Source organism: Salinimicrobium sp. 3283s (assembly GCF_039602225.1).
GTDB classification, from domain to species: domain Bacteria; phylum Bacteroidota; class Bacteroidia; order Flavobacteriales; family Flavobacteriaceae; genus Salinimicrobium; species Salinimicrobium profundisediminis.
In genome coordinates, this window is the sequence record NZ_CP143631.1 from 1,801,240 (window position 1) to 1,823,553 (window position 22,314).

Genomic DNA, 22,314 nt, shown 5'->3' on the forward strand with positions numbered 1-22,314 from the left:
ATCTTTGCCCAAAATTAAAGTATGGCAACTATTCGCATCACCAAACAATTTTCTTTTGAGGCAGGCCACGCCCTTTTTGGCTATGACGGCAAGTGTAAGAACGTGCACGGGCATAGTTATAAATTAGGGGTAACAGTGCAGGGAGAGCCCATAAAAGATGAGGATAACGTGAAGCTGGGAATGGTCATAGACTTTGGTGACCTCAAAAAAATTGTAAAACAGGAGATCGTTGATAAATTTGATCATGCTACTGTTTTTAACAAGAACACGCCTCATGTTGAGCTGGCAGAAGAATTACAAAAGAGAGGCCACAACATCATTCTTGTTGAATACCAACCTACCAGTGAGAATATGATCCAGGATTTTGCTGAAAGAATAATGAGCCGCCTGCCAGAGCATATTAAGCTTTTCTCCCTGAAATTACAGGAGACCGAGACTTCTTATGCCGAATGGTATGCTTCAGATAACCTTTAAGGTTTTTCATTTTTCATCCCCGAATACCCGAAGATAAAATTATTGGCCCGGCCCAGTTCCTCAGGTAAGATCACGTGCCCGGCATCGGGGAAAATTTGTAGCTCCACCTGTGCATTTTTGTTCCTTAGAATATCTGCAGTTTGTTGCACCCTTTCGGCAGGTACGTGCGCATCGGGATCGCTGGTGCCTAGGTAAACCGGCGTGCCTTCAAAATTTGTAAGGTAATTTCCGGTGTTGATTTCTTTGCCTATAAGTCCGCCAATAATCCCAATTACCCCGCCGTACCTTTTGGCATTTCGCGTTACATACTCGAGCGTAAGGCAGGCTCCCTGTGAAAATCCGAAGAAATAGATATCTTCTGAAGCTATGCCCTCATCATTGAGTTCCTTTTCCAAAAGCTGAAGCATCTCTACAGCCGAATCCAGCCACGGCTGATTTTGTTGTACCGGGGCCATAAAAGAGAGCGGGTACCAGCTGTTGTTATAAGCCTGTGGCGCAACCAGGGCAAAATCTTCTATTTTAAGATGATCGGCCACTGCCAGGATATCTTCGGCAAAGCCGCCCCTGCCATGCACCATGATAAGTGCTTTTTTTGCATCTTTTAGAGGAGTTCCGTTATACTTGAAATCTTTTTGGTGTAACATGTCTAAAATTTTGAAGGGTTGAGGTTTACCGGTTTTACGGCTTTTTCTATCAGTTCCCTGCGCGATTCATACTGCGGCGGAAGTTTAAGCTCCTGCCCCAGCGTATCCTGCGGTTCATCAATGGCAAAACCGGGTTCGGCTGTGGCTACTTCAAATAAAACGCCTCCGGGTTCCCTGAAGTAAATAGATTCAAAGTATTGGCGATCTAATACCGGCGTGGGGTTATAACCCGAACTGGCCAGCTTCTCCCTAACCCCTAACTGACTTTCTTTATTTGCTGTAGAAAAAGCAAGGTGATGTACCGTGCCGCCGCCGCCAAGGCCCCGCAATGCATCGGGTCTGCATAGAATGTCTACGTAATTTCCCGGTGCATCTGTAGCCGCAAAGCGAAAGCGATTTCCTTTTTCGGCAATTAATTTGTGATCAAGAACTTCCTGCAGTAAACCTGCAGTGCGTTCATAACCTTCCTGCCATATTTCTACGCTGTAGAACCCGCGGATGGAATGCTCCATCGGAATTTGCCCATAGGTCCATCCCGGCCTGTCGTCGCGCTCATTAAAAACCAGCTCCAGCCCCAGCCCGTCGGGATCTTCAAAATAAATCACCGCCTCGCCATCAAACCTGTCTTGCGCAGGTTTAAAGTCGATATTGAACTTTTTAAGACGCTCTTCCCAAAACAGAAGAGAATTTGCAGGCACCGAAAATGTGGTGATGTTGAGCATGCCTTTGCCAGGGCGGCCTTTTTTGATCCCTTCATAAGGAAAGAAGGTCATGATAGATCCTGGCTGGCCTTGTTCATCGCCATAATAAAAGTGGTAAACATTGGGGGCATCAAAGTTTACTGTTTTCTTGACCATGCGCAGCCCCAGGACTCCCGTATAGAAATCAAGATTTTTTTGTGGTTCACCCGCAAGGGCAGTGACATGATGTATTCCGGTAATTAGCTGGCTCATTATTTACTGTTTGTTTTAAAGATACTTTTAATTAATAAAATGCCCAAGTACAGCGCTGTGTGATGGCATTTTTTCTGAAGATTTTAACTTCGGAAATTTTAAAACTATCTTTACCGGCAAATCCTTAGCATGCAGATACCCGAGGGTAAAAAGATCTATTTCGCAAGTGACAACCACCTGGGAGCACCAACGGCCGAAGAAAGCCGCCCCAGGGAAGCAAAATTCGTGGCCTGGCTTGAGCACGTAAGCAAGGATGCTGCAGCTATTTTTCTCCTGGGAGATTTATTTGATTTCTGGTTTGAGTACAAACATGTAGTTCCAAAAGGATTTGTGCGAACCTTGGGAAAACTCGCCCAGTTGAGAGACAGGGGTATTCCTGTATATTTCTTTGTAGGTAACCATGACCTCTGGATGGATGATTATTTTGAAAAGGAACTCGATATCCCGGTATTTAGAAAGCCGAAGGAGTTTGTTTTCAATGACAAAAAGTTCCTTATTGGTCACGGTGACGGACTTGGGCCGGGAGACAAAGGCTATAAGCGCATGAAAAAGGTGTTTACCAACCCGCTTTCAAAATGGCTGTACAGGTGGCTGCATCCCGATTTGGGCGTGCCTTTGGCGCAGTACTTTTCGGTAAAGAACAAGGCAATTTCGGGAGAAGAGGATGTGCAGTTTTTGGGAGAAGAAAAGGAATGGCTAATTCAATACTGCCGCCGAAAGCTGGAAACACAACATTACGATTACTTTATTTTTGGTCACCGCCACCTGCCGTTAGATATCAGCCTTCAGGAAGATGCTACCTATATGAACCTGGGAGATTGGATCAATTTCTACACTTATGGAGTTTTTGATGGTAAAGAGCTTCAGCTTAAAGAGTGGAAAAACGAAAACCTTCAGAAGTAACGCACTTCTTTCACATCAGTTTTAGGACAATAATTATCTACACATGCTTAGTTTGATCTTCGGAAGGAATTTCTTCCGAAGAAAATTGGGGCTAAATCTTTTCTGGCTTCAGGAGAATTACTGGTGAACATTTCAGAATTTTTAGGGGAAATATAAATTTACTGAGGTGCCAAAAATGACATTTTTGACACCCATTTTTCTTCAGTAATAAAATTGCAAAACCTGCAATCGTTTTCGATGCTAAAATGTTGATTTCTTTCATTATGCAAATGATATTTGTCATATTGGTAGGCTTTATATAGAGGTATCTTTAGGTAATATAAATCAGGAAATGTGTACGGCAGTTTCCGCAATTTTTAAAGCCATGAAAAATATCCTAATCCCCTTCGATTTTTCTGAAGTATCTAAAAATGCTTTGGATTATGCTGTGAAATTTGCAGATAAGGATCCGTTAATTAATTTATTCCTACTCAATATAACTGAAGAAGGTGCTGACGTTAATGCTATACGTGAGAATTTTAAAAAAATCATCAAAAAATATAAAAAACCGCTCTCTCCCGAGATCTATACCCTGGTGCAGACCGGCGAATTGGTTTCCTCTATCATTCAGCTTCAAAAAGAGTTAAAGGTTGATATTATTATGATGGGAACCAGAGGTGCCAACCTCGAAGAAGAAAATGTGGCAACCACCACTTCACGCCTGGTACAGGAAGCCGATCTTCCGGTTTTGGTGATTCCGGAGAAATACAAAAAATTTAGACTTGAAAGTATTATCCTCTCTTTGGGTAATGAAAAGATTGCCGACAGGTCTCCTTTATATGTATTGCTTGATGTTTCAAGAAAACACAAGGCGCAGGTTCATGTTTTAACCATACAACAACAGGAGATGGCAATGGGTTACAGCGAAGATGATGAGAGCAATGAAACTACCCTCAACTATTTTCTTGAAATGTTCTATTCTCACCACACCTTCCATGAAAGTGAAGACATTGAAGCTGGAATTTTGAATTACATTAAAAAGAACGATATGGATATGCTGGCCATTATGCCAAAAACCCACTTACCGGGTGATGAAGCTTCTCCAGGCCGTCTTACAAGATTGCTCACACTGCACTCAAATGTTCCATTACTGGTGCTTGATTAAGCAAAAGCAGGAACACCAACTTTCTCACTGCTGGTGAGAACATAAACTTTATTACCGCCATAGATTATGGCACCATTTATAACCACTCAATATTTAGATCATGAAAAATGTTTTAGAAAGACCTCAAGCCACAAACCTCGATAAATACGGGTTGAAAAACTGTAGAGTGAACTGGAACCTTTCTGGAGAAGAACTTCAGGAAATCGCTGTACGTAAGGGAATGGGTACCGAAACTGAAAATGGCACCCTTAGTGTCAATACAGGAACTTTTACCGGTAGATCTCCACAGGACCGCTTTTTGGTAAAAGACGATTACACCAAAGACAAAGTGTGGTGGGGAAATATCAATAAACCTTTATCTTCAGAAAACTTCGGATTGCTGTACGATAAAGTTACCGAATACCTATCTGGTAAAGAAATTTACGTTCATGACGGTTATGTGTGTTCACACCCAGATTACCGAATGAATGTGCGTACCATTGCCGAATACCCATGGTCTGCATTCTTTGTAAAGAATATGTTTTTAAGGCTTAAGGAAGAAGAACTTAAAGATTTTTCTGAAGAATGGCTGGTACTATGTGCTCCCGGTTATGTTGAGGCCGAACCTGCCAAGTACGGTTTACGCCAGGGAAACTTTAGTATTCTTGACTTTACCAGAAAGGTTGCGCTTGTAGGAGGTTCTGCCTATACAGGAGAAATGAAAAAAGGAATTTTCTCTGCTCTTAACCTTATACTACCGGTTGAAAAAGATGTGCTGCCTATGCACTGTTCTGCCAACGTAGGACAGGAAGGAGATACTTCCATTTTCTTCGGACTTTCAGGAACAGGAAAAACTACGCTTTCTGCCGATCCCGATCGTAAGCTTATTGGAGATGATGAGCACGGATGGACATCAGAAGATGTGATCTTTAACTTTGAAGGTGGTTGTTATGCCAAGGTTATTGGCCTTACCGAAGAATCTGAACCAGATATCTATCGCGCAATTAAACCAGGGGCTTTACTTGAAAACGTGATCTTCAAAAAAGGCACTAAAGAAGTAGACTTTTTTGATGCAACCATCACTCAAAATACTCGTGTAAGTTATCCGCTACAACACATAGAAGGTATTCAGTGGCCTTCTTATGCCAAGAATCCTAAAAATATTTTCTTCCTTACCTGTGATGCCTTTGGAGTACTGCCTCCGGTTTCAAAACTAACTCCGGGCCAGGCCGCTTACCACTTCATTTCTGGATATACAGCAAAAGTTGCCGGAACAGAAGCCGGAATTACTGAGCCTGTACCTTCCTTCTCTGCTTGTTTTGGAGCTCCATTCATGCCGCTACACCCAACTGTGTATGCTGAAATGCTGAGCAAAAAGATGAAAGAGTCCGGAGTTAACGTATGGCTTGTGAATACCGGATGGAGCGGAGGACCATTTGGAGTGGGATCAAGGATCAAACTGAAATATACCCGTGCCATGATCACTTCTATCCTAAAAGGTGAACTTGAAAACGTAGAATTTGAAATGCACCCAATATTTGGTCTTTATATGCCTAAATATTGTCCTAATGTGCCTATCGAAATGCTGAACCCAATCAATACCTGGCTGCAAAAAGGAGCCTATATTCAAAAGTCAATTCAGCTGGCACATTCTTTCCACCTCAACTTCGAGAAATTCTCTGCTGAGGCATCGGAACAGATTATTAATGGAGGTCCGCTAATTGATGAGCACCACCACATGGAAGCAGAATTTTAACTAGAGCTTTTCTAACCACGAAAAGGCCGTCTTAGATTTCTAAGACGGCCTTTTCATTTTAATACTTCAATACTTACCAGTTAGTTAGGGATGTAAAGCTTCAAAAATGTCTTCTACTGAATTACTTCGCTGGCTTAACCTATAGTAACCTGACTTACCTGCACAAAAAAAGAGGAAGCTTTTTACAGCTCCCTCTTTTTCTTGACAGTTAAATGATATTTATTTTTTCATCAGCCTCGACCTGTTGTACTCGTAGTTCATCCTGGCGATGTTGAGAACCGAAATACCTTCGGGACATTCTACCTCGCAGGCTTCGGTATTGGTACAGTGGCCAAAGCCTTCTTCTTCCATTTGGTTCACCATGCTCACCACTCTGGTTGAGGTCTCTTTATCCCCTTGAGGCAACTGCGCCAGGTGTGAGATTTTAGCACTTGTAAAGAGGGCAGCACTTGAATTTTTACAACTGGCAACACAAGCCCCACATCCAATACAAGCCGCAGCATCAAAAGCAGCTTCAGCCTGTTCAAAAGTGATGGGGATTGAGTTGGCTTCGGGAGCCTGGCCTGTGTCTACAGAAACATATCCGCCAGAGGTAATGATATGATCCAGCGCCGATCTATTCACCTTCAGGTCTCTCACGATAGGAAAAGCCGAAGCTTTAAAAGGTTCTACGTAAATTGTGTCTCCATCATTAAAAGACCTCATGTGTAGTTGGCAGGTGGTGGTGTTTTTTAAGGGGCCATGGGCAATTCCATTGATCATTACCCCACATTGCCCACAAATACCTTCGCGGCAATCATGGTCAAATTCCACCGGTAAATCTCCCTGCTTTATTAATTTTATATTCAGGGTATCCAGCATTTCCAGGAATGACATGTCTTTGCTTACTTCATCCAGGTGATATTCTTTAAATTCTCCTTTGCTCTGGCAGTCACGTTGACGCCATATTTTTAATGTAATCTTCATAACTTTCTATTTATAACTTCTCACCGTTGGTTTTACGGTATCAAAGACCAGGGGTTCACGGTTTAAAATTGGCTGAGATGCATTGCCTGTCCATTCCCAGGCTGCCGAATAGCAGAAATTATCATCATCCCGCCGGGCTTCGCCATCTTCAGTTTGAAATTCGGCTCTAAAATGGGCTCCACAAGATTCTTCCCTGTGAAGGGCATCTATGCACATAAGCTCTGCCAGCTCCATATAATCTGCAACCCGGCCGGCTTTTTCAAGCTCACTATTCACCTCTTCGGCACTTCCCGGTACCAGTAGATTGGTTTTGAATTCTTCTCTTAAATTTCGAATGTTCTCTATAGCTTTTTCAAGCCCGTCTTTGGTGCGGAGTAGTCCGCATTTATCATAGAGTTCTTTTCCGAGCTCTTTATGGAATTCTTCGGCTGTTTTTTTACCCTTGCAGCTTAAAAAGGACTGCATTTGGTCTTTAACCAGTTTCTCACTTTCTTCAAATGCCGGGTGATTGATTTCGATCTTCGGAATTTTAATTTGATCGGCTAAGTAATTCTGAAGGGTATGAGGCAGAATAAAATATCCGTCTACACAAGCCTGCAACAGGGAATTTGCTCCCAGTCTATTGGCTCCATGGTCTGAAAAGTTAGCTTCTCCAATGGCAAAAAGTCCCGGAACAGTGGTCATAAGTTCATAATCTACCCATAAACCACCCATTGAAAAGTGGGCTGCAGGCGAGATTTTCATAGGCTCCTTATAAGCATCAATACCCGTAATTTTCTTGTACATGGTGAAAAGGTTGCCATATCGCTCGGCAATTACGTCTTTGCCATATTCATTAATAGCTCTGGAAAAGTCGAGGTAAACGGCATTTTTGAGAGGTCCCACTCCTTTGCCCAGGTCTATTTGCTCTTTGGCAGCTCTCGATGAGATATCACGGGGCGCCAGGTTTCCAAATGACGGGTATTTTCTTTCGAGGTAGTAATCTCTGTCCTCTTCCGGAATTTCGCCGGGAGCACGGGTTTCATTTTTATCTTTGGGCACCCAGATGCGGCCATCATTCCGTAGAGATTCACTCATCAGCGTTAATTTAGACTGATGTTCCCCACTTTGAGGCAAACTTGTTGGGTGAATTTGGGTCCAGCTGGGGTTAGCCATGTAGGCTCCTTTCTTATGAGCCCGCCAAATAGCTGAAGCATTACAACCCATAGCCAGGGTAGAGAGGTAGTAGATCTTACCAAAACCTCCTGTTGCCAGTACCACAGTATGGGCGCCGTGACGTTCAATTTCGCCGGTGTCGAGGTTTCTTGCTATAATTCCGCGTGCTCTACCTTCAATGATCACCACATCCAGCATTTCGTGACGCGCATAAAGCTTTACTTTTCCCGTATGCTGCTGTCTCAATAGGGCCTGGTAAGATCCCAGGAGTAGTTGTTGTCCCGTTTGGCCCCTGGCATAAAAGGTTCGTGATACCTGCACGCCTCCAAAAGAGCGGTTTCTCAGGTACCCGCCGTATTCCCGACCAAAAGGTACTCCCTGAGCTACAGCCTGATCTATAAGACTTGCAGAACATTCGGCAAGGCGGTAGGTGTTGGCCTCGCGTGAGCGGAAGTCGCCTCCTTTTAAAGTGTCATAAAACATACGGTACACACTGTCACCGTCATTCTTATAATTTTTGGCTGCATTCACGCCTCCCTGGGCAGCAACAGAGTGTGCCCGCCTTGGGGAGTCCTGAAAGCAGAAACTTTTTACATTGTACCCCATTTCGGCCAGAGATGCTGCCGCAGAGGCTCCCGCCAGTCCTGTGCCCACTACAATTACGTCTAGTTTTTTACGGTTGTTTGGGCTTACAAGACGGGCTTTTGCTTTATAGTTGTTCCATTTTTCGGCTAAAGGGCCTTCAGGAATTGGTGCTTTTAAGGTCTTGCTCATGATTGTAGATTAAAGTAGAGGAATAGAGGAATAATAATATATCCTATGGTAATAATTACAGCGAAGGACTTTCCTACTATGTTTATAATTCGGTTGTACATGGGGTGATAGATTCCCATTGTTCTATGAGCACTAAAAACGCCGTGAAGTAGGTGATAACCTAAAGCGAGTATGGCCACAATATATAGCACAACATACCAGAGTTGTTCAAAAGCAACAACCACAATGGTGTAGAGGTCTTTATTCCCGTTAGTATCTACCGGAAATTCACCAAACTTGTAGTGGTACCAAAAGTCTTTAAAGTGAATTACCAGGAATACAAAAATTATAATGCCCAGGGCCATCATATTTCGGGAATACCAGGAACTGGCTCTTCCACGACGGTCATAGGAATATGAAGTGCCATTGGCTTTTCTTTTCTTAAAAGAAAGGTAGATGGCATCTATTGAATGCAGGAGGATGCATAGGTATAAAACGTACGAAACAAGTTTTATAACGATGTTACCACCTAGCAAATGGCTGTAGGAGTTGTACTGAAGCTGCGCTTCTGCTGCGGGCAACAGTAACTGTAAATTACCTAAAAGATGAATGATTAAAAAGAACGACAAGAACAATCCTGTAATTGCCATAAGGTTCTTTCGGGTAACGGAGTTTTTTATGAATATCATTATTAAGTGAAATTTCGGTCAAAAAATGAATAAAGAAAGGGAGCAAACTGCTTCAGAAAAACTCCTGAAGCAGTTTGTCCGTTTCTCAGTGTCTGATTTGTTTAAATCAGGAAATCAATATGCCATCTCAAAAAAGGCTTTTTCAAGCTCCTCTCTATGGTCGGGATGAGCAATAGAGATAAGGGCTTTGGCGCGTTCTTTAAGGTTTTTTCCGAAGAGATTGACTACCCCATATTCAGTAGCTACATAATGAACGTGAGCCCTGGTTGTGGTAACCCCTGCACCTACTTTGAGGGAAGGCACAATCTTTGAAATCCCTTTATTGGTCACCGATGGCATGGCAAAAATGGCTTTACCGCCTTCAGAAAGAGATGCACCGCGAATAAAATCCATTTGGCCACCCACGCCCGAAAAATGATATTTTCCGATAGTATCGGCGCAAATTTGTCCGGTTAGGTCTATCTCAATAGCCGAGTTAATAGCAGTTACCTTTGGGTTCTGCCTTATAATAGCAGAATCATTGGTGTAAGCAGCTTCTTTAAAATGCACTACAGGGTTATCATCAATATAGTCGTACAACTTCTGACTTCCGGCTGCAAAGCAGGTCACGATCTTTCCGGTTTTGATCTTTTTCTCTTCACCGGTGATAATTCCTTTTTCAATGAGTGGCAACACCCCGTCTGAGAATAATTCGGTGTGAATTCCGAGGCGCTTGTGATTCATTAATTTAGAAAGCACCACATTTGGAATACCTCCTATCCCCATTTGCAACGTAGCACCATCTTCTACCAGTCCGGCCACGTATTCCCCCACTTTTTGCTCGATAGGCGAAGGTGTCGGGATGTCGTGAATATGAATAGGCTGGTCTACTTCAATGGCTGCGTGAATTTGGCTTACGTGAATAATACCATCTCCATGAGTGCGAGGCACCCTGGGGTTCACCTGGGCTATCACCTTTTTTGCAGTTTGAACTGCTGGTAATGCGATATCAACTGAAACACCCAATGAACAATAACCGTGTTCATCTGGCGGAGAAACCTGTACGAAAGCCACGTCAAGCGGAAGTATATTTCTGCGGAAGAGCAAATGTATCTCACTTAAGAATATAGGAATGTAGGCGCCAATACTGGAGTTGACTGCCTGCCTTACATTACCCGCCACAAAGCAACTGTTGGTCCTGAAGGATTCGTTGTAAGGAGGCTGCGTGTAAGGTGCAGCCCCTTCAGTATGAATATGAATAAACTCCACATCCTGTAATTCACGATAGCGTTGGGTAAGCGTATCAATGAGTACATTGGGGGTCATTGCGGCACCGTGCAGGAAGACTCTATCTCCCGATTTTACGTGAGATACAGCTTCTTCTGGGGAAACTATGTTAAGAGAATCTCTCATAATGCTGAATTTTAATTTTTGTAAATATTAATTCTGAAGGTTTATTCCTCAATAAGGATTTCCAGAAGTTTTATTGCTGCTTCACTAATCTTTGTACCGGGGCCAAAAACGGCTACGGCACCTGCGTCAAAGAGGAACTGGTAGTCTTGTGAAGGGATCACCCCTCCTACAATCACCATAATATCTTCTCTGCCGTATTTCCTGAGTTCTTCGATCACCTGTGGCACGAGTGTTTTGTGTCCTGCAGCCAGAGAAGAAACTCCTAATATGTGCACGTCGTTTTCCACGGCTTGCTTTGCAGCTTCTGCCGGGGTCTGGAATAGTGGTCCTATGTCTACATCAAAACCAACATCGGCATAACCTGTAGATACCACTTTGGCGCCACGGTCATGGCCATCCTGTCCCATTTTGGCCACCATGATCCTTGGGCGGCGGCCTTCCTGTTCCGCGAACCTGTCGGCCATTTCTCTTGCCTTTTTAAAGGAAGCATCGTCTTTTATCTCTTTTGAATACACGCCGCTAAATGATTTTATCTGTGCTTTGTACCTGCCGTAAACTTCTTCTAGAGCATCGCTTATCTCCCCAAGGGTAGCGCGTTTTCGGGAGGCATCTACGGCCAGCGCCAGTAGGTTTTCCTGCCCCAATCTTGCTGCTTCGGTAAGTTTTTGAAGGGCTTGTTTTACTTCTTCATTGTTTCTTTCGGCTTTCAGTTGGTTTAGCCGCTCAATTTGCTGCCTTCTCACTGACTGGTTGTCTACTTCAAGGGTAACAATAGGATCTTCTTTGTCCCTTCGGTATTTATTTACCCCCACAATAATATCCTGGCTACTGTCAATCCTTGCCTGCTTAATGGCTGCGGCTTCTTCAATACGTAGTTTCGGAATTCCCGCTTCGATGGCTTTGGTCATACCGCCCAATTCTTCCACTTCCTGGATGAGTTCCCAGGCTTTATGAGCTATTTTATCTGTGAGTTCTTCCACATAATAACTACCTGCCCATGGGTCTACAGTCCGGGTGATCTGGGTTTCCTGCTGCAGGTGCAGCTGGGTGTTCCTGGCAATCCTTGCAGAGAAATCTGTGGGTAGGGCGATAGCCTCATCAAGGGCATTGGTGTGCAAACTCTGGGTACCTCCAAAAGCAGCAGCTGCGGCTTCTATAGAGGTGCGTGCCACGTTGTTGAAAGGATCCTGCTCGGTTAAACTCCAGCCGCTGGTTTGGCTGTGGGTTCTAAGCGCAAGGGATTTTTCGTTCTTCGGGTTAAACTGTTTTACCAGTTTTGCCCACAGCATCCTGGCTGCGCGCATCTTGGCGATCTCGGTAAAATGATCTAAACCTATAGCCCAGAAGAATGAAAGCCTTGGTGCAAAACTATCTATATCCATTCCGGCTTCAAGACCTTTCCTGATGTATTCGAGTCCGTCGGCGAGGGTATATGCAAGTTCGATCTCGCTGGTAGCACCTGCTTCCTGCATGTGGTACCCGGAGATACTGATGCTGTTGAAGCGGGGCATGTTTTTGGAAGTGTATTCAAAGATATCAGATATGATCTTCATCGAAGGAGTAGGAGGGTAGATGTAAGTATTTCTTACCATGAACTCCTTTAAAATGTCATTTTGAATGGTTCCTGAAAGCAGTGCAGGTTTTACGCCCTGTTCCTCGGCAGCCACGATGTAGAACGCGAGTATAGGCAGCACCGCCCCGTTCATGGTCATGGAAACCGACATCTGGTCTAGCGGGATCTGGTCAAAGAGCACCTTCATGTCTTCTACCGAGTCTATGGCAACCCCTGCTTTACCAACGTCTCCCACCACTCTTTCGTGGTCACTGTCGTACCCGCGGTGGGTAGGAAGATCGAAGGCTACCGAAAGCCCTTTTTGACCCGCAGCGAGGTTACGGCGGTAAAAGGCGTTACTTTCTTCGGCGGTTGAGAACCCGGCGTACTGGCGAATGGTCCAGGGTCGCATCACATACATGGTACTGTAAGGCCCCCGCAGGTAAGGCGGAATTCCCGCAGCAAAATTGAGATGCTCCAGGTTTTTGACATCTTTTGCAGCATAAACTTTTCTACCTTCGGCCGCAACTTTCAGATTACCTGATTCATTTGGAGCCGCAGCGACTTGAGTTGCTGTCTCAGGTTCCAAAAGTGTCATATTTTGAAGTGATTTTCTTTTCATGGTTTTAGCTTTCGGTTAATATTCCCTGCTCCTTTTTAAGTCTTTCCTGTTCAAGCTTTTCGCTTAGGCGTACAGGGAAAAGAGGTTCAATAAGAGTATCTTCAGAAGAAGTTTTTGCAAAAGGATCAAATTCCAGTTCCTGCGTCATGAGGTCCTGTGAATTTTCGAATTTGTTAGTGCCAATAAGAACCAGCTTACCTTCGTCAAAAAGCTGTTGTTCCTTTTGGGCGCTCACTTTTATTCTTTTTTGAAGCTCGCCTTTCAGCAAAAGTTCCAGGAAGCCGCCTTCTTCTTCAATTTGCTTGAAGATCTCAAGGGCTTTACCGGCAAACTCGTGGGTTAGATGTTCAATATAATACGCCCCATCGGCCGGGTTGGCTACTTTATCGAAATAAGCCTCGTGTTTCATCACAAGAAGCTGGTTGCGGGCTATACGCCTGCCAAATGAGCTGTCTTTGTGGAAAAGCAGGTCATAAGGCTGATTACTCACAGCATCGGCACCTCCCAGCACAGCACTCATACACTGAGTGGTGGAACGAAGCAGGTTCACGTTGTAGTCGTACAAGGTTTTATCCCTTTGCGATGGTTGCGCGAGTATAAAGCAGGTTTCGGGAAGCCCGTACTCTTTTGCCAAAGAAGCATAAAGCAGGCGAAGCGCCCTTATTTTTGCAATCTCAAAGAAGTAGTTGCTACCTGTAGCCAGGATGAACTGTGGCTGAAATTGATCTTGTTTTTCCCCTTTTTGACACATTAAGTTGAGGTACTCATTCATGTGAGCAAGAGAAAAAGCAAGTTGCTGCGGAATGCTGGCTCCTGCGTTTTGATACAGATCGCCGTTCACACTTACTGTAGAAGTAAAATATGGTGTTGTTTCTGTTACAGATTTTAATACCTTAAAATCTCTTTTTTGGTCAAAAAACCATTTTCCTGTGACGGCAAGATTGCCCAAAACATCCAGTTGCAGGTATACTTCAGTATTTTTGTTTTTGAAGTAAGACTTCAGCCTTTCAACATAATCAGGAGAGAAGAATGAAAAACTTAGATGAACCTGCAGGTTCTCTAAATTAAATCCTTCAAAAAGCACATCGGGTTCTACATCTTCCGAAGAAATATGGAGCCAAAGGCTTTCTGCACCTTTTTGAAGGGCTTTTGCGGCCTGTGTATTGCTCTCGCCGGCCGATGTCACATTGATCTTTTCACAGATGCGCCAGGGAAGTGGCGGTGGTAGCTGCATGTGGTCTTTTACATCTGTTAAAGTATAAAAGGGCTGTACCTCGATCCCGTCAAGAGATCTAAAAACTAATTTCTCATCGTAACTGGCACCTTTTAGGTCCTGTTTGATTTGATCTTTCCATTGTTCAGCTGGAACATCTGGAAATTCCTGAAATAATGATTCCTTCATTTTTATCGTTTTAATGAAAGTAATTGCATCGCTGCATGAGAGATTACGGGACTGTCTCGTAATCTGTTCTATAGATATCCCTAAGGGATCTTTTTGAAAAATTTACTTTAAATGAAATATTGTTGATTCTTAAGGTATCCAGCATTTGCTTTCGAAAGTTGAGTAACTTCAAAAGTTGGTCCCGGCTAAAATTCGTAGTAGCCCGATATTGATCTCTGCTGAAATGGAACAAGATGTTCACGACCTAAATCTTAAGTGAAAGTTTTAACCGGTCTGTTTTTAGATTCAGTTGGAATTATAGAAGCAGAGAAGATTTTTAAAAATACTCACAGCTTCTATTTTTTCCCTTTATAAAAACATTACTTCTGTCTTGGTGGAAACATTTTATTATCTCCAGACACCAGCCAAATCTTCCCAGTAAATTTACTTATAACTTTTGTGAAAAAGGATCAAAATGAGGATGATTTTAATCATTCTTTAAGAAAAATTATTGGTCGATCTTTACGCAGTTATTTTTAATTCGGACCCTTTGGTAAGCCTTGCTATCACTACAACGATTGCGTTAATTTATAAAAAATTGCCGGGGTTTTCGAGGCTGTGAAAGTTAAAGTTTCGTTACCTTTATAGGACATTTATACAGTATCAAATGATACGCATTTTAAGTCATATTTTCCACTGGTTTAAGTTGTGCTTTTCTTACCAACAATTAAGAATTGCGTTACCTCCAATTTTGCCATGGAATCAAGATGAAGATTGTAAATTATCTCTTCCTGAAGAAGGGTTAAATATTTTTTATCGGTAAAAAACAGAAATCGCAGGGGTGCGATTTTTTTTTGCTCTAAACTGAAGTGAAACTAAAACTATATAAACCATGAAACCAACGCATATAGAACATATAGGTATTGCTGTTGAAAGCCTTGAAGAGGCAATCCCCTTTTACGAAAAAACCTTTGGGTTAAAATGTTACTCTGTAGAAGAAGTGAAGGACCAGAAGGTCAAAACGGCTTTTTTTAAAGTAGGCCAAACAAAAATTGAATTGCTTGAGTCTACAGCTCCCGATGGGCCTATTGGAAAGTTTATCGAGAAAAAAGGTCAGGGGGTACACCATATGGCTTTTGCAGTAAATGATCTTCAGCATCAATTGGATGAACTGGAAACAAAAGAAGTAAAGCTTATAGATAAAACTCCCCGAAAAGGCGCAGAGGGGCTCAATATTGCCTTTTTACATCCAAAATCAACTTTTGGTGTATTGACAGAACTCTGTGAACAACCTCAACAGTAATTTAAAAATTATATAAATGTCAAGTCAGGATAAAGTAAACGAATTGATCCAGAAACGGGAAATAGCCCGTTTGGGTGGTGGACAAAAACGTATAGATGCCCAACACGAAAAAGGAAAACTTACGGCACGAGAACGTCTGGAAATCCTTTTAGATGAAGGTAGTTTTGAAGAATTCGACATGTTTGTCACCCACAGGTGTACCAATTTTGGAATGGAAGAAAATAAGATTCTGGGAGATGGAGTCGTTACAGGCCACGGCACAATTGATGGCAGGGTAGTCTACGTCTTTTCACAGGACTTTACCGTTTTTGGGGGCTCACTGTCTGAAACTTTTGCCCAGAAGATATGTAAGGTGATGGATATGGCTATGAAGGCCGGCGCACCGGTAATTGGAATTAACGACAGTGGTGGAGCCCGTATACAGGAAGGGGTGACTTCACTTGCAGGATATGCCGAGATCTTTGAACGCAATATCCTTGCCTCCGGATTAATCCCTCAAATTTCTGCCATTTTTGGACCCTGTGCAGGAGGAGCTGTTTATTCACCGGCCCTCACAGATTTTGTAATGATGACCGAAGAGAACAGCTACATGTTCGTTACCGGGCCAAAGGTGGTTAAAACCGTAACCGGCGAAGATATTTCGGTTCAAAATCTTGGTGGTGCCAATATTCACGCCTCAAAATCGGGCGTATCACACTTTAAGGTTTCCACAGAGGAAAATGGATTGCTGTTAATAAGAAAGCTGCTTTCCTACCTTCCGCAGAATAACCTCGAAGAAGCTCCTATTCAAAATAGTACTGACCCTATAGATAGAAGGGACGATTTTTTAAATACCATTATTCCCGACAATCCAAACCAGCCTTACGATATGCAGGAGGTGATCTACAGTGTTGTGGATGAAGGTGAGTTTTTAGAGGTGCACAGAAATTACGCGAAGAATATAATCGTGGGATTTGGAAGAATGGACGGCCAATCTGTAGGTATAGTGGCCAATCAACCTAATTTCTTAGCCGGTGTGCTGGACAGTGATGCTTCAAGAAAGGCAGCACGGTTTGTACGCTTCTGCGATTCCTTTAATATTCCTATCCTCACCCTGGTAGATGTGCCGGGATTTTTACCCGGAAGCGGCCAGGAGTATGCAGGTATCATTATTCACGGTGCAAAACTCATGTTCGCCTATGGTGAGGCTACCGTGCCTAAGATCACTATCACCTTGAGGAAATCTTATGGTGGGGCGCATGATGTGATGAGCTGTAAACAACTTAGAGGAGACCTTAACTATGCCTGGCCATCGGCAGAGATTGCCGTAATGGGAGCTTCAGGAGCTATTGAGGTACTTGAAGGAAGAGCTATGGGTGCGATCAAAGATCCTGAAGAAAGAGCCGAATTCAAGGCTAAAAGAGAACAGGAATATCAGCAGAAATTTGCGAATCCATACCAGGCAGCTGCATATGGATATATAGATGACGTCATAGAACCCCGTAATACCCGTTTTAGGATCATTAGAGGCCTCCAGACGCTACAGACAAAGAAAGTCACCAATCCGCCGAAGAAACACAGTAATATCCCCCTTTAAATAAATAACTATGGAATATGCTTCAACATCGGCCACAGACTGGTCACAAATATGGATCATTACAGGGGTGGGTTATACCGTTGTCTTTCTTGCTCTCCTGCTGCTCATGTTCGTATTTAAGAAAATGCCGCAAATACTTAATCTCGGGATCGGAAAAAAGATCAAAGAGGTTAGAGAGAAATCACGTTATAAAGAAAATGGAAACGCCGAAGAAGAACGCTATCTCTCGGGAGAGATTAGTGCTGCTATAGCAATGGCGCTACATTTATACTTTAAGGAGCAGCACGATGAAGAAAGCGGTGTGATCACTATTAAAAGAGTTGCCCGCACTTATTCTCCATGGAGTTCTAAGATCTATGGAGTAAACAATAACCCACGGTAAAGAATATAAAAATGAAGAAATTCGATTTTACAATAAACGGAAATAAATATTCGGTTGATATCAAAGAGTTTGAAGATGAACAAGCTACCATTCATGTAAATGGAACCGAATACGTGGTGGAAGTCCACCAGGAAAAGAAGCGTGTTAAAACACCCAAGCTGGTAAGGGAAAACGTAGTGCGGCAACCCGGAGAGGGGCACATTGCGAAGAAAGCTTCCTCTGGAGGTTTCCCCGTAGAAGCACCTCTGCCAGGCAGTATCTTTAAGATGAAGGTGAAGGAAGGTGACACGGTAGCCAAGGGAGATTCCCTGCTTATACTTGAAGCCATGAAAATGGAGAATGATGTGTTGGCAGACCAGGCAGGAGTCATTAAGGAAATAAAAGTTAAGGAAGGAGATGCTGTTCTACAGAATGATCTACTCCTGGTAATAGGATAGACCTATTTCAACAAATCTTTCCCTAATTCTAAAAACAAGATTGTGAAAAAATTATTAACTGTTATAGTTGTACTGGGCATTCTTTACCTCATCCCAACCCTTTTGGGAGGAGAATTAATGGCTCAGGATTTAGTTCCTAACATACCAAAAGAAGGAGGAGGTCTTACAGAAGGGCTGCTTCACTTTTGGGAATACACCGGTTTCGCGAATGCGACCTTTGGTAATTTCATCATGATAGCTGTAGGTCTGTTATTTATTTTCCTGGCTATTCGCTTTCATTATGAACCTCTATTGCTCATTCCCATAGGTACAGGTATCCTTTTAGGTAATATTCCTTTTCCTGCAGGGGCAGGTGTTGGGATCTACGAATCTGGTTCTGTGCTTAATTATCTTTATTTCGGGGTCACCCAGGGTATTTATCCTCCATTGATCTTTCTGGGGATTGGAGCCATGACAGATTTCTCGTCTCTCATTTCCAACCCGCGTCTCATGTTGCTGGGCGCAGCTGCCCAAATTGGGGTTTTTGGAACCTTTATTGGAGCTATCGCCCTGGGGTTTGAAGTACATGAAGCAGGAGCAATTTCTATCATTGGTGGTGCCGATGGCCCTACAGCCATTTTTGCTTCGGCTAAACTGGCGCCTCAATTAATTGGTAGTATTGCTATTGCGGCCTATTCGTATATGGCTCTTGTACCGGTAATTCAGCCTCCTATCATGAAGCTGTTGATCACCAAAAAAGAGAGGCTTATAAGAATGAAGCCACCGCGTGCTGTCTCTAAAACTGAGAAGATCTTATTCCCAATTATAGGGATGTTGCTCACCACCTTCATTTCTCCATCGGCTATTCCGCTTCTTGGTATGCTTTTCTTCGGAAACTTACTTAAAGAAAGTGGGGTTACAGACCGTCTTGCCGATACAGCCAGGACAAAAATGATAGATATTGTGACCATTCTTCTGGGGGTAACTGTGGGGGCTTCAACACAGGCAAGCGTGTTCCTTACAGGGAGTTCAATCAAAATATTCGCGCTTGGGGCAGTTTCTTTTATCATTGCCACTGCCGGCGGACTCCTTTTTGCCAAAGTCATGAACTTATTCCTCAGTGAAAAGAATAAAATAAATCCTCTCATAGGTGCGGCCGGCGTTTCGGCGGTGCCTGATAGTGCCCGTGTAGTTCAACAGGAAGGGATCAAAAGCGATCCTTCAAACCACTTGCTCATGCATGCCATGGCACCCAATGTTAGTGGTGTGATAGGATCGGCTGTTGCCGCTGGTATTATGATTAGTTTCTTAATGTAGAAACTATTGGTAGTTGATTGAAAGGGCTTCGAGATACATGGAGCCCTTTCTTTTGCTGCCGCTTTTCTTTCTCCCGCTTAGTGTTCTTTTTGTTCTAAGAACCTTGTCTTAAAAACCATTCCCACTCTTAACCGGTCGTAATGTGCGCGCCTAAAATGGTTTTTTAAATACCCTATTTCTATTTTTAGATCTTGATGTAAGCTGTACCCAAGCCCAATATGGAACCGGTTTTGATTAAAATATGGCTCTTTCAGGTTTATAAACACCTCATTAAAAGCCGTAAAGTATAAACTTTTGTACAAAGGCCGGTCAAATTTAAGTCGGTAACGAACGCGATGGCTAAGATCATATTGAGGTTCCTGCCTTTTCTAGGTAGACTCCAGCCGAAAACGATGAGCAATATAGGGGCTCAAAAATGGCGTTTTTAAGGTCGCTTCTTCCCAGACCCTGTGCTGTATTGTGAAACTATCTTCGGAAAATGCTTCAGAATAGACATAATCGTAGCCCACAGAAGCCGAAAAATTCTTTGAAAAGGTATGGGTGACCCCGCTGCGCAGCATAATAAACTGAAATTTATCAAGCATCTCGTAATGCTGAAGTAGTGCCACCGTGGGAATGCTCCATTTTTCAGAAATGTGATGCTGGCCAATAATTTCTGTCCATGATCCTAAAAGATCCTCTTTGTTTTGTGCCGAAAGTGAAATAGTATAAAGAAACGAGAGAAGAAAAAAGGTCTTTTTGGGCATGGTAATAACTCTTAAATATGGAGTATAAAAATAAGCTATTTTTCGGCCTTAACAGTGGCCTACCTTGCTAAATTGGACTAATGGAAAGAGTATTTAGGAAGGGATGAAAAGTGCTGAAAATAAAAAAGGTGGAAAGATCCACCTTTTTTGCCCCAAATCTACCATGAACTTAACCTACTTATGTTATGGCTTTGTAAAAGTAGATATTAATCTTTGTTTCCAATAGCTTTTTAGATGAAGTACATAAATTTTAGTTAAACTGCACAATGGACTTCACGAGTGGCAGAAAAAGCTTATTTTAATATGCTCTGTCTGTACTTCCTTCATAAAAATTGATGAACGCCCGGTTTACTACCCTGTTACCTCCAAAGGTGGGGTAATCCCCGGTAAAGTACCAGTCTCCCAGGTTTTGAGGGCATGCTTTGTGAAGGTTTTCTACAGTTTGAAAGATGATCTTCACTTCAGCTTTAATAGTATCATTGCTTAGCAATTCGGCAATTTTATCAGAGATTTGTTGATTTGTAAAAGGTGCGTAGATCTCTTTTACAAAATTCTTTACATCCTTGTCATCAAGTTCTACCTGCTGCCTGCACTTCTCATAGACCTCATCTACAATTTGATATTGATCTGTTTCCTTAAGGAGCTCTAAAGCAGCCTGGAATGCCACAAGGTTCTCCAGCCTTGCCATGTCTATGCCATAGCAGTCTGGGTACTGTATTTGCGGAGCCGAAGATACTACAACAATCTTTTTAGGTTTGGTACGATCAAGCATTTTAAGGATACTCTTCTTCAAAGTAGTACCACGCACAATGCTGTCATCAATGATCACCAGGTTATCTTCAGGTTTTACCACCCCGTAGGTAACGTCGTAAACGTGTGCCACGAGGTCATCGCGACTACTGTCTTCAGTAATAAAAGTGCGCAGTTTGGCATCTTTTATGGCAATCTTTTCAGTTCTCAAACGGTGATTAAGGATCTCCTGCAGGCGTGCATCGGTCAAAGACTCTTTTTCAGCAAGAATGGTATCATTCTTTTGTTTATTGAGTTCATCCTGTGCAGCTTCTACCATGCCGTAAAAGGAAGTTTCCGCAGTGTTTGGGATGAATGAGAAAACGGTGTTTACGGTATCGTGGTCTATGGCCTTAAGAACTTCGGGCATCAGGAGCTTTCCAAGCATTTTCCGCTCGCGGTAAATTTCGGAGTCACTTCCGCGGGAAAAATAGATGCGTTCAAAAGAACAGGCTTTTCTTTCCAGCGGTTCAAGGATTTGCTTGATCCGCACATTTCCGTTCTTTTTGGTAATAATTGCATGGCCCGGTGGCAGTTCTTTGACTTTGTCAAAATCTACGTTAAATACTGTTTGTATCACCGGTCTTTCCGAAGCAACTACAACCACCTCGTCATCACAGTAATAGTAACAGGGCCTTATCCCGGCAGGATCCCTTAATACAAAGGAATCTCCATGCCCTAAGAGGCCGGCCATTGCATAGCCGCCATCCCAGTTCTTTGCCGATTTTTTAAGGATCTTACCAATTTTTAACTGCTCGGCAATGAGGGGAGAAGCTTCTACTTTTGAATAGCCTTCGGTTTTAAGTTTTTTGTAAAGTTTTCTAACTTCATCATCCAGAAAATGCCCAATTTTCTCCATTACAGTAACCGTATCGGCCTTTTCTTTTGGATGCTGACCCAACTCTACCAGGTTGTTGAAGAGCTGGTGCACATTGGTCATATTGAAGTTTCCGGCAACAATAAGGTTACGGTGCATCCAGTTGTTTTGGCGCAAAAACGGATGAACGCTTTCCACGCTGTTCTTTCCAAAAGTGCCATATCTCACATGTCCCAAAAATAGCTCTCCCAGGTAGGGAATATGCTTTTTTTGAAGGGCAACATCCTCGGCATATTCGGGGTGCTCCTTTATTTCGTCATTAATGCGTGCGTTGATTTGAGCAAAAATATCCTGTATGGGTTGTGCTGCATTAGATCTTACACGGCTTATATAGCGATCGCCGGGTTGGGTATTGAGTTTAATACTGGCAAAACCGGCACCATCCTGCCCCCGGTTGTGCTGCTTCTCCATCATGAGGTACATCTTATTTACCCCATAAAATGCCGTTCCATACTTTTCTTTGTAGTACTCTAATGGCTTGAGTAGGCGCAATTGGGCAATTCCGCATTCGTGTTTTAAAGCATCACTCATATCTTGTTGTTGTT

At 43.0% G+C, this 22,314-nt stretch carries 18 protein-coding genes and 1 pseudogene; 9 read left to right on the forward strand and 10 right to left on the reverse strand.

All coding sequences use genetic code 11. The features are described 5' to 3' along the window. The first annotated feature begins 21 nt into the window (after positions 1-21). The gene (gene queD, locus VS868_RS07915) at positions 22-474 is read left to right on the forward strand and encodes a 6-carboxytetrahydropterin synthase QueD (protein ID WP_266070873.1); all 453 of its coding nucleotides are present in this window, start codon (positions 22-24) and stop codon (positions 472-474) included. On the opposite strand, the gene VS868_RS07920 is transcribed toward queD, so the two are convergent. Continuing rightward, positions 471-1,118 carry a dienelactone hydrolase family protein gene (locus VS868_RS07920; RefSeq protein WP_345599770.1) on the reverse strand — a complete coding sequence of 216 codons (648 nt, stop codon included), beginning with the start codon at positions 1,116-1,118 and terminating at the stop codon, positions 471-473. The two genes, queD and VS868_RS07920, sit on opposite strands and share 4 nt — an antisense overlap. 2 nt (positions 1,119-1,120) lie before the next feature. Beyond that, entirely contained in the window at positions 1,121-2,071 is a 951-nt protein-coding gene (locus VS868_RS07925) for a ring-cleaving dioxygenase (RefSeq protein WP_345599771.1), read from the reverse strand. Between the two features lie 129 nt (positions 2,072-2,200). Here VS868_RS07925 and VS868_RS07930 point away from each other — a divergent pair, with 129 nt between their 5' ends. The 3 genes from VS868_RS07930 (at position 2,201) to pckA (ending at position 5,853) form a co-directional block, all read left to right on the forward strand. Continuing rightward, positions 2,201-2,974: a UDP-2,3-diacylglucosamine diphosphatase gene (locus VS868_RS07930; RefSeq protein ID WP_345599772.1), complete on the forward strand. Its 774-nt coding sequence runs from the start codon at positions 2,201-2,203 to the stop codon at positions 2,972-2,974. Positions 2,975-3,338: 364 nt separating this feature from the next. Beyond that, positions 3,339-4,118 (forward strand): universal stress protein, encoded by a 780-nt coding sequence (locus tag VS868_RS07935; RefSeq protein WP_266070869.1) that lies wholly within the window; start codon positions 3,339-3,341, stop codon positions 4,116-4,118. Positions 4,119-4,218: 100 nt separating this feature from the next. After that, entirely contained in the window at positions 4,219-5,853 is a 1,635-nt protein-coding gene (pckA, locus tag VS868_RS07940) for a phosphoenolpyruvate carboxykinase (ATP) (protein WP_345599773.1), read from the forward strand. Positions 5,854-6,072: 219 nt separating this feature from the next. On the opposite strand, the gene VS868_RS07945 is transcribed toward pckA, so the two are convergent. The 6 genes from VS868_RS07945 to VS868_RS07970 form a co-directional block, all read right to left on the reverse strand. Further along, positions 6,073-6,819: a succinate dehydrogenase/fumarate reductase iron-sulfur subunit gene (locus tag VS868_RS07945; protein ID WP_345599774.1), complete on the reverse strand. Its 747-nt coding sequence runs from the start codon at positions 6,817-6,819 to the stop codon at positions 6,073-6,075. Between the two features lie 6 nt (positions 6,820-6,825). Continuing rightward, positions 6,826-8,748: a fumarate reductase/succinate dehydrogenase flavoprotein subunit gene (locus tag VS868_RS07950; RefSeq protein ID WP_345599775.1), complete on the reverse strand. Its 1,923-nt coding sequence runs from the start codon at positions 8,746-8,748 to the stop codon at positions 6,826-6,828. Beyond that, positions 8,745-9,416, reverse strand: coding sequence for a succinate dehydrogenase cytochrome b subunit (locus VS868_RS07955; RefSeq protein ID WP_345599776.1), 672 nt, complete (start codon positions 9,414-9,416; stop codon positions 8,745-8,747). Before VS868_RS07955 ends, VS868_RS07950 begins: the two co-directional genes overlap by 4 nt. Positions 9,417-9,530: 114 nt before the next feature. Continuing rightward, a complete protein-coding gene (locus VS868_RS07960; protein ID WP_266070864.1) occupies positions 9,531-10,808 on the reverse strand; it encodes an acetyl-CoA hydrolase/transferase C-terminal domain-containing protein in 1,278 nt (425 codons plus the stop codon). 41 nt (positions 10,809-10,849) lie between these two features. Beyond that, the gene (gene scpA / locus VS868_RS07965; protein ID WP_345599777.1) at positions 10,850-12,982 is read right to left on the reverse strand and encodes a methylmalonyl-CoA mutase; all 2,133 of its coding nucleotides are present in this window, start codon (positions 12,980-12,982) and stop codon (positions 10,850-10,852) included. A 4-nt stretch (positions 12,983-12,986) separates the two neighbouring features. Beyond that, the gene (locus VS868_RS07970) at positions 12,987-14,384 is read right to left on the reverse strand and encodes a methylmalonyl-CoA mutase subunit beta (RefSeq protein WP_345599778.1); all 1,398 of its coding nucleotides are present in this window, start codon (positions 14,382-14,384) and stop codon (positions 12,987-12,989) included. Positions 14,385-15,255: 871 nt separating this feature from the next. On the opposite strand from VS868_RS07970, the gene mce reads away from it, so the two are divergent. Genes mce through VS868_RS07995 form a run of 5 tightly spaced genes read left to right on the forward strand, consistent with a single transcriptional unit; the run spans position 15,256 to position 19,357 of the window. After that, positions 15,256-15,666 (forward strand): methylmalonyl-CoA epimerase, encoded by a 411-nt coding sequence (gene mce / locus VS868_RS07975; RefSeq protein ID WP_345599780.1) that lies wholly within the window; start codon positions 15,256-15,258, stop codon positions 15,664-15,666. A gap of 16 nt (positions 15,667-15,682) precedes the next feature. Next, complete coding sequence (locus VS868_RS07980) at positions 15,683-17,242, forward strand: acyl-CoA carboxylase subunit beta (RefSeq protein ID WP_345599781.1); 1,560 nt, start codon at positions 15,683-15,685, stop codon at positions 17,240-17,242. 10 nt (positions 17,243-17,252) lie between these two features. After that, positions 17,253-17,624 carry an OadG family protein gene (locus VS868_RS07985; RefSeq protein WP_345599782.1) on the forward strand — a complete coding sequence of 124 codons (372 nt, stop codon included), beginning with the start codon at positions 17,253-17,255 and terminating at the stop codon, positions 17,622-17,624. Positions 17,625-17,635: 11 nt separating this feature from the next. Next, entirely contained in the window at positions 17,636-18,061 is a 426-nt protein-coding gene (locus VS868_RS07990; RefSeq protein WP_345599783.1) for a biotin/lipoyl-containing protein, read from the forward strand. A 42-nt stretch (positions 18,062-18,103) separates the two neighbouring features. Next, positions 18,104-19,357: a sodium ion-translocating decarboxylase subunit beta gene (locus VS868_RS07995; protein WP_345599784.1), complete on the forward strand. Its 1,254-nt coding sequence runs from the start codon at positions 18,104-18,106 to the stop codon at positions 19,355-19,357. Positions 19,358-19,434: 77 nt separating this feature from the next. On the opposite strand, the pseudogene VS868_RS08000 reads toward VS868_RS07995, so the two are convergent. Both VS868_RS08000 and VS868_RS08005 read right to left on the reverse strand, forming a co-directional pair. Further along, positions 19,435-20,103: pseudogene (locus tag VS868_RS08000) on the reverse strand (DUF2490 domain-containing protein). A gap of 298 nt (positions 20,104-20,401) precedes the next feature. Beyond that, a complete protein-coding gene (locus tag VS868_RS08005) occupies positions 20,402-22,300 on the reverse strand; it encodes an amidophosphoribosyltransferase (RefSeq protein ID WP_345599785.1) in 1,899 nt (632 codons plus the stop codon). Positions 22,301-22,314: the final 14 nt, after the last annotated feature.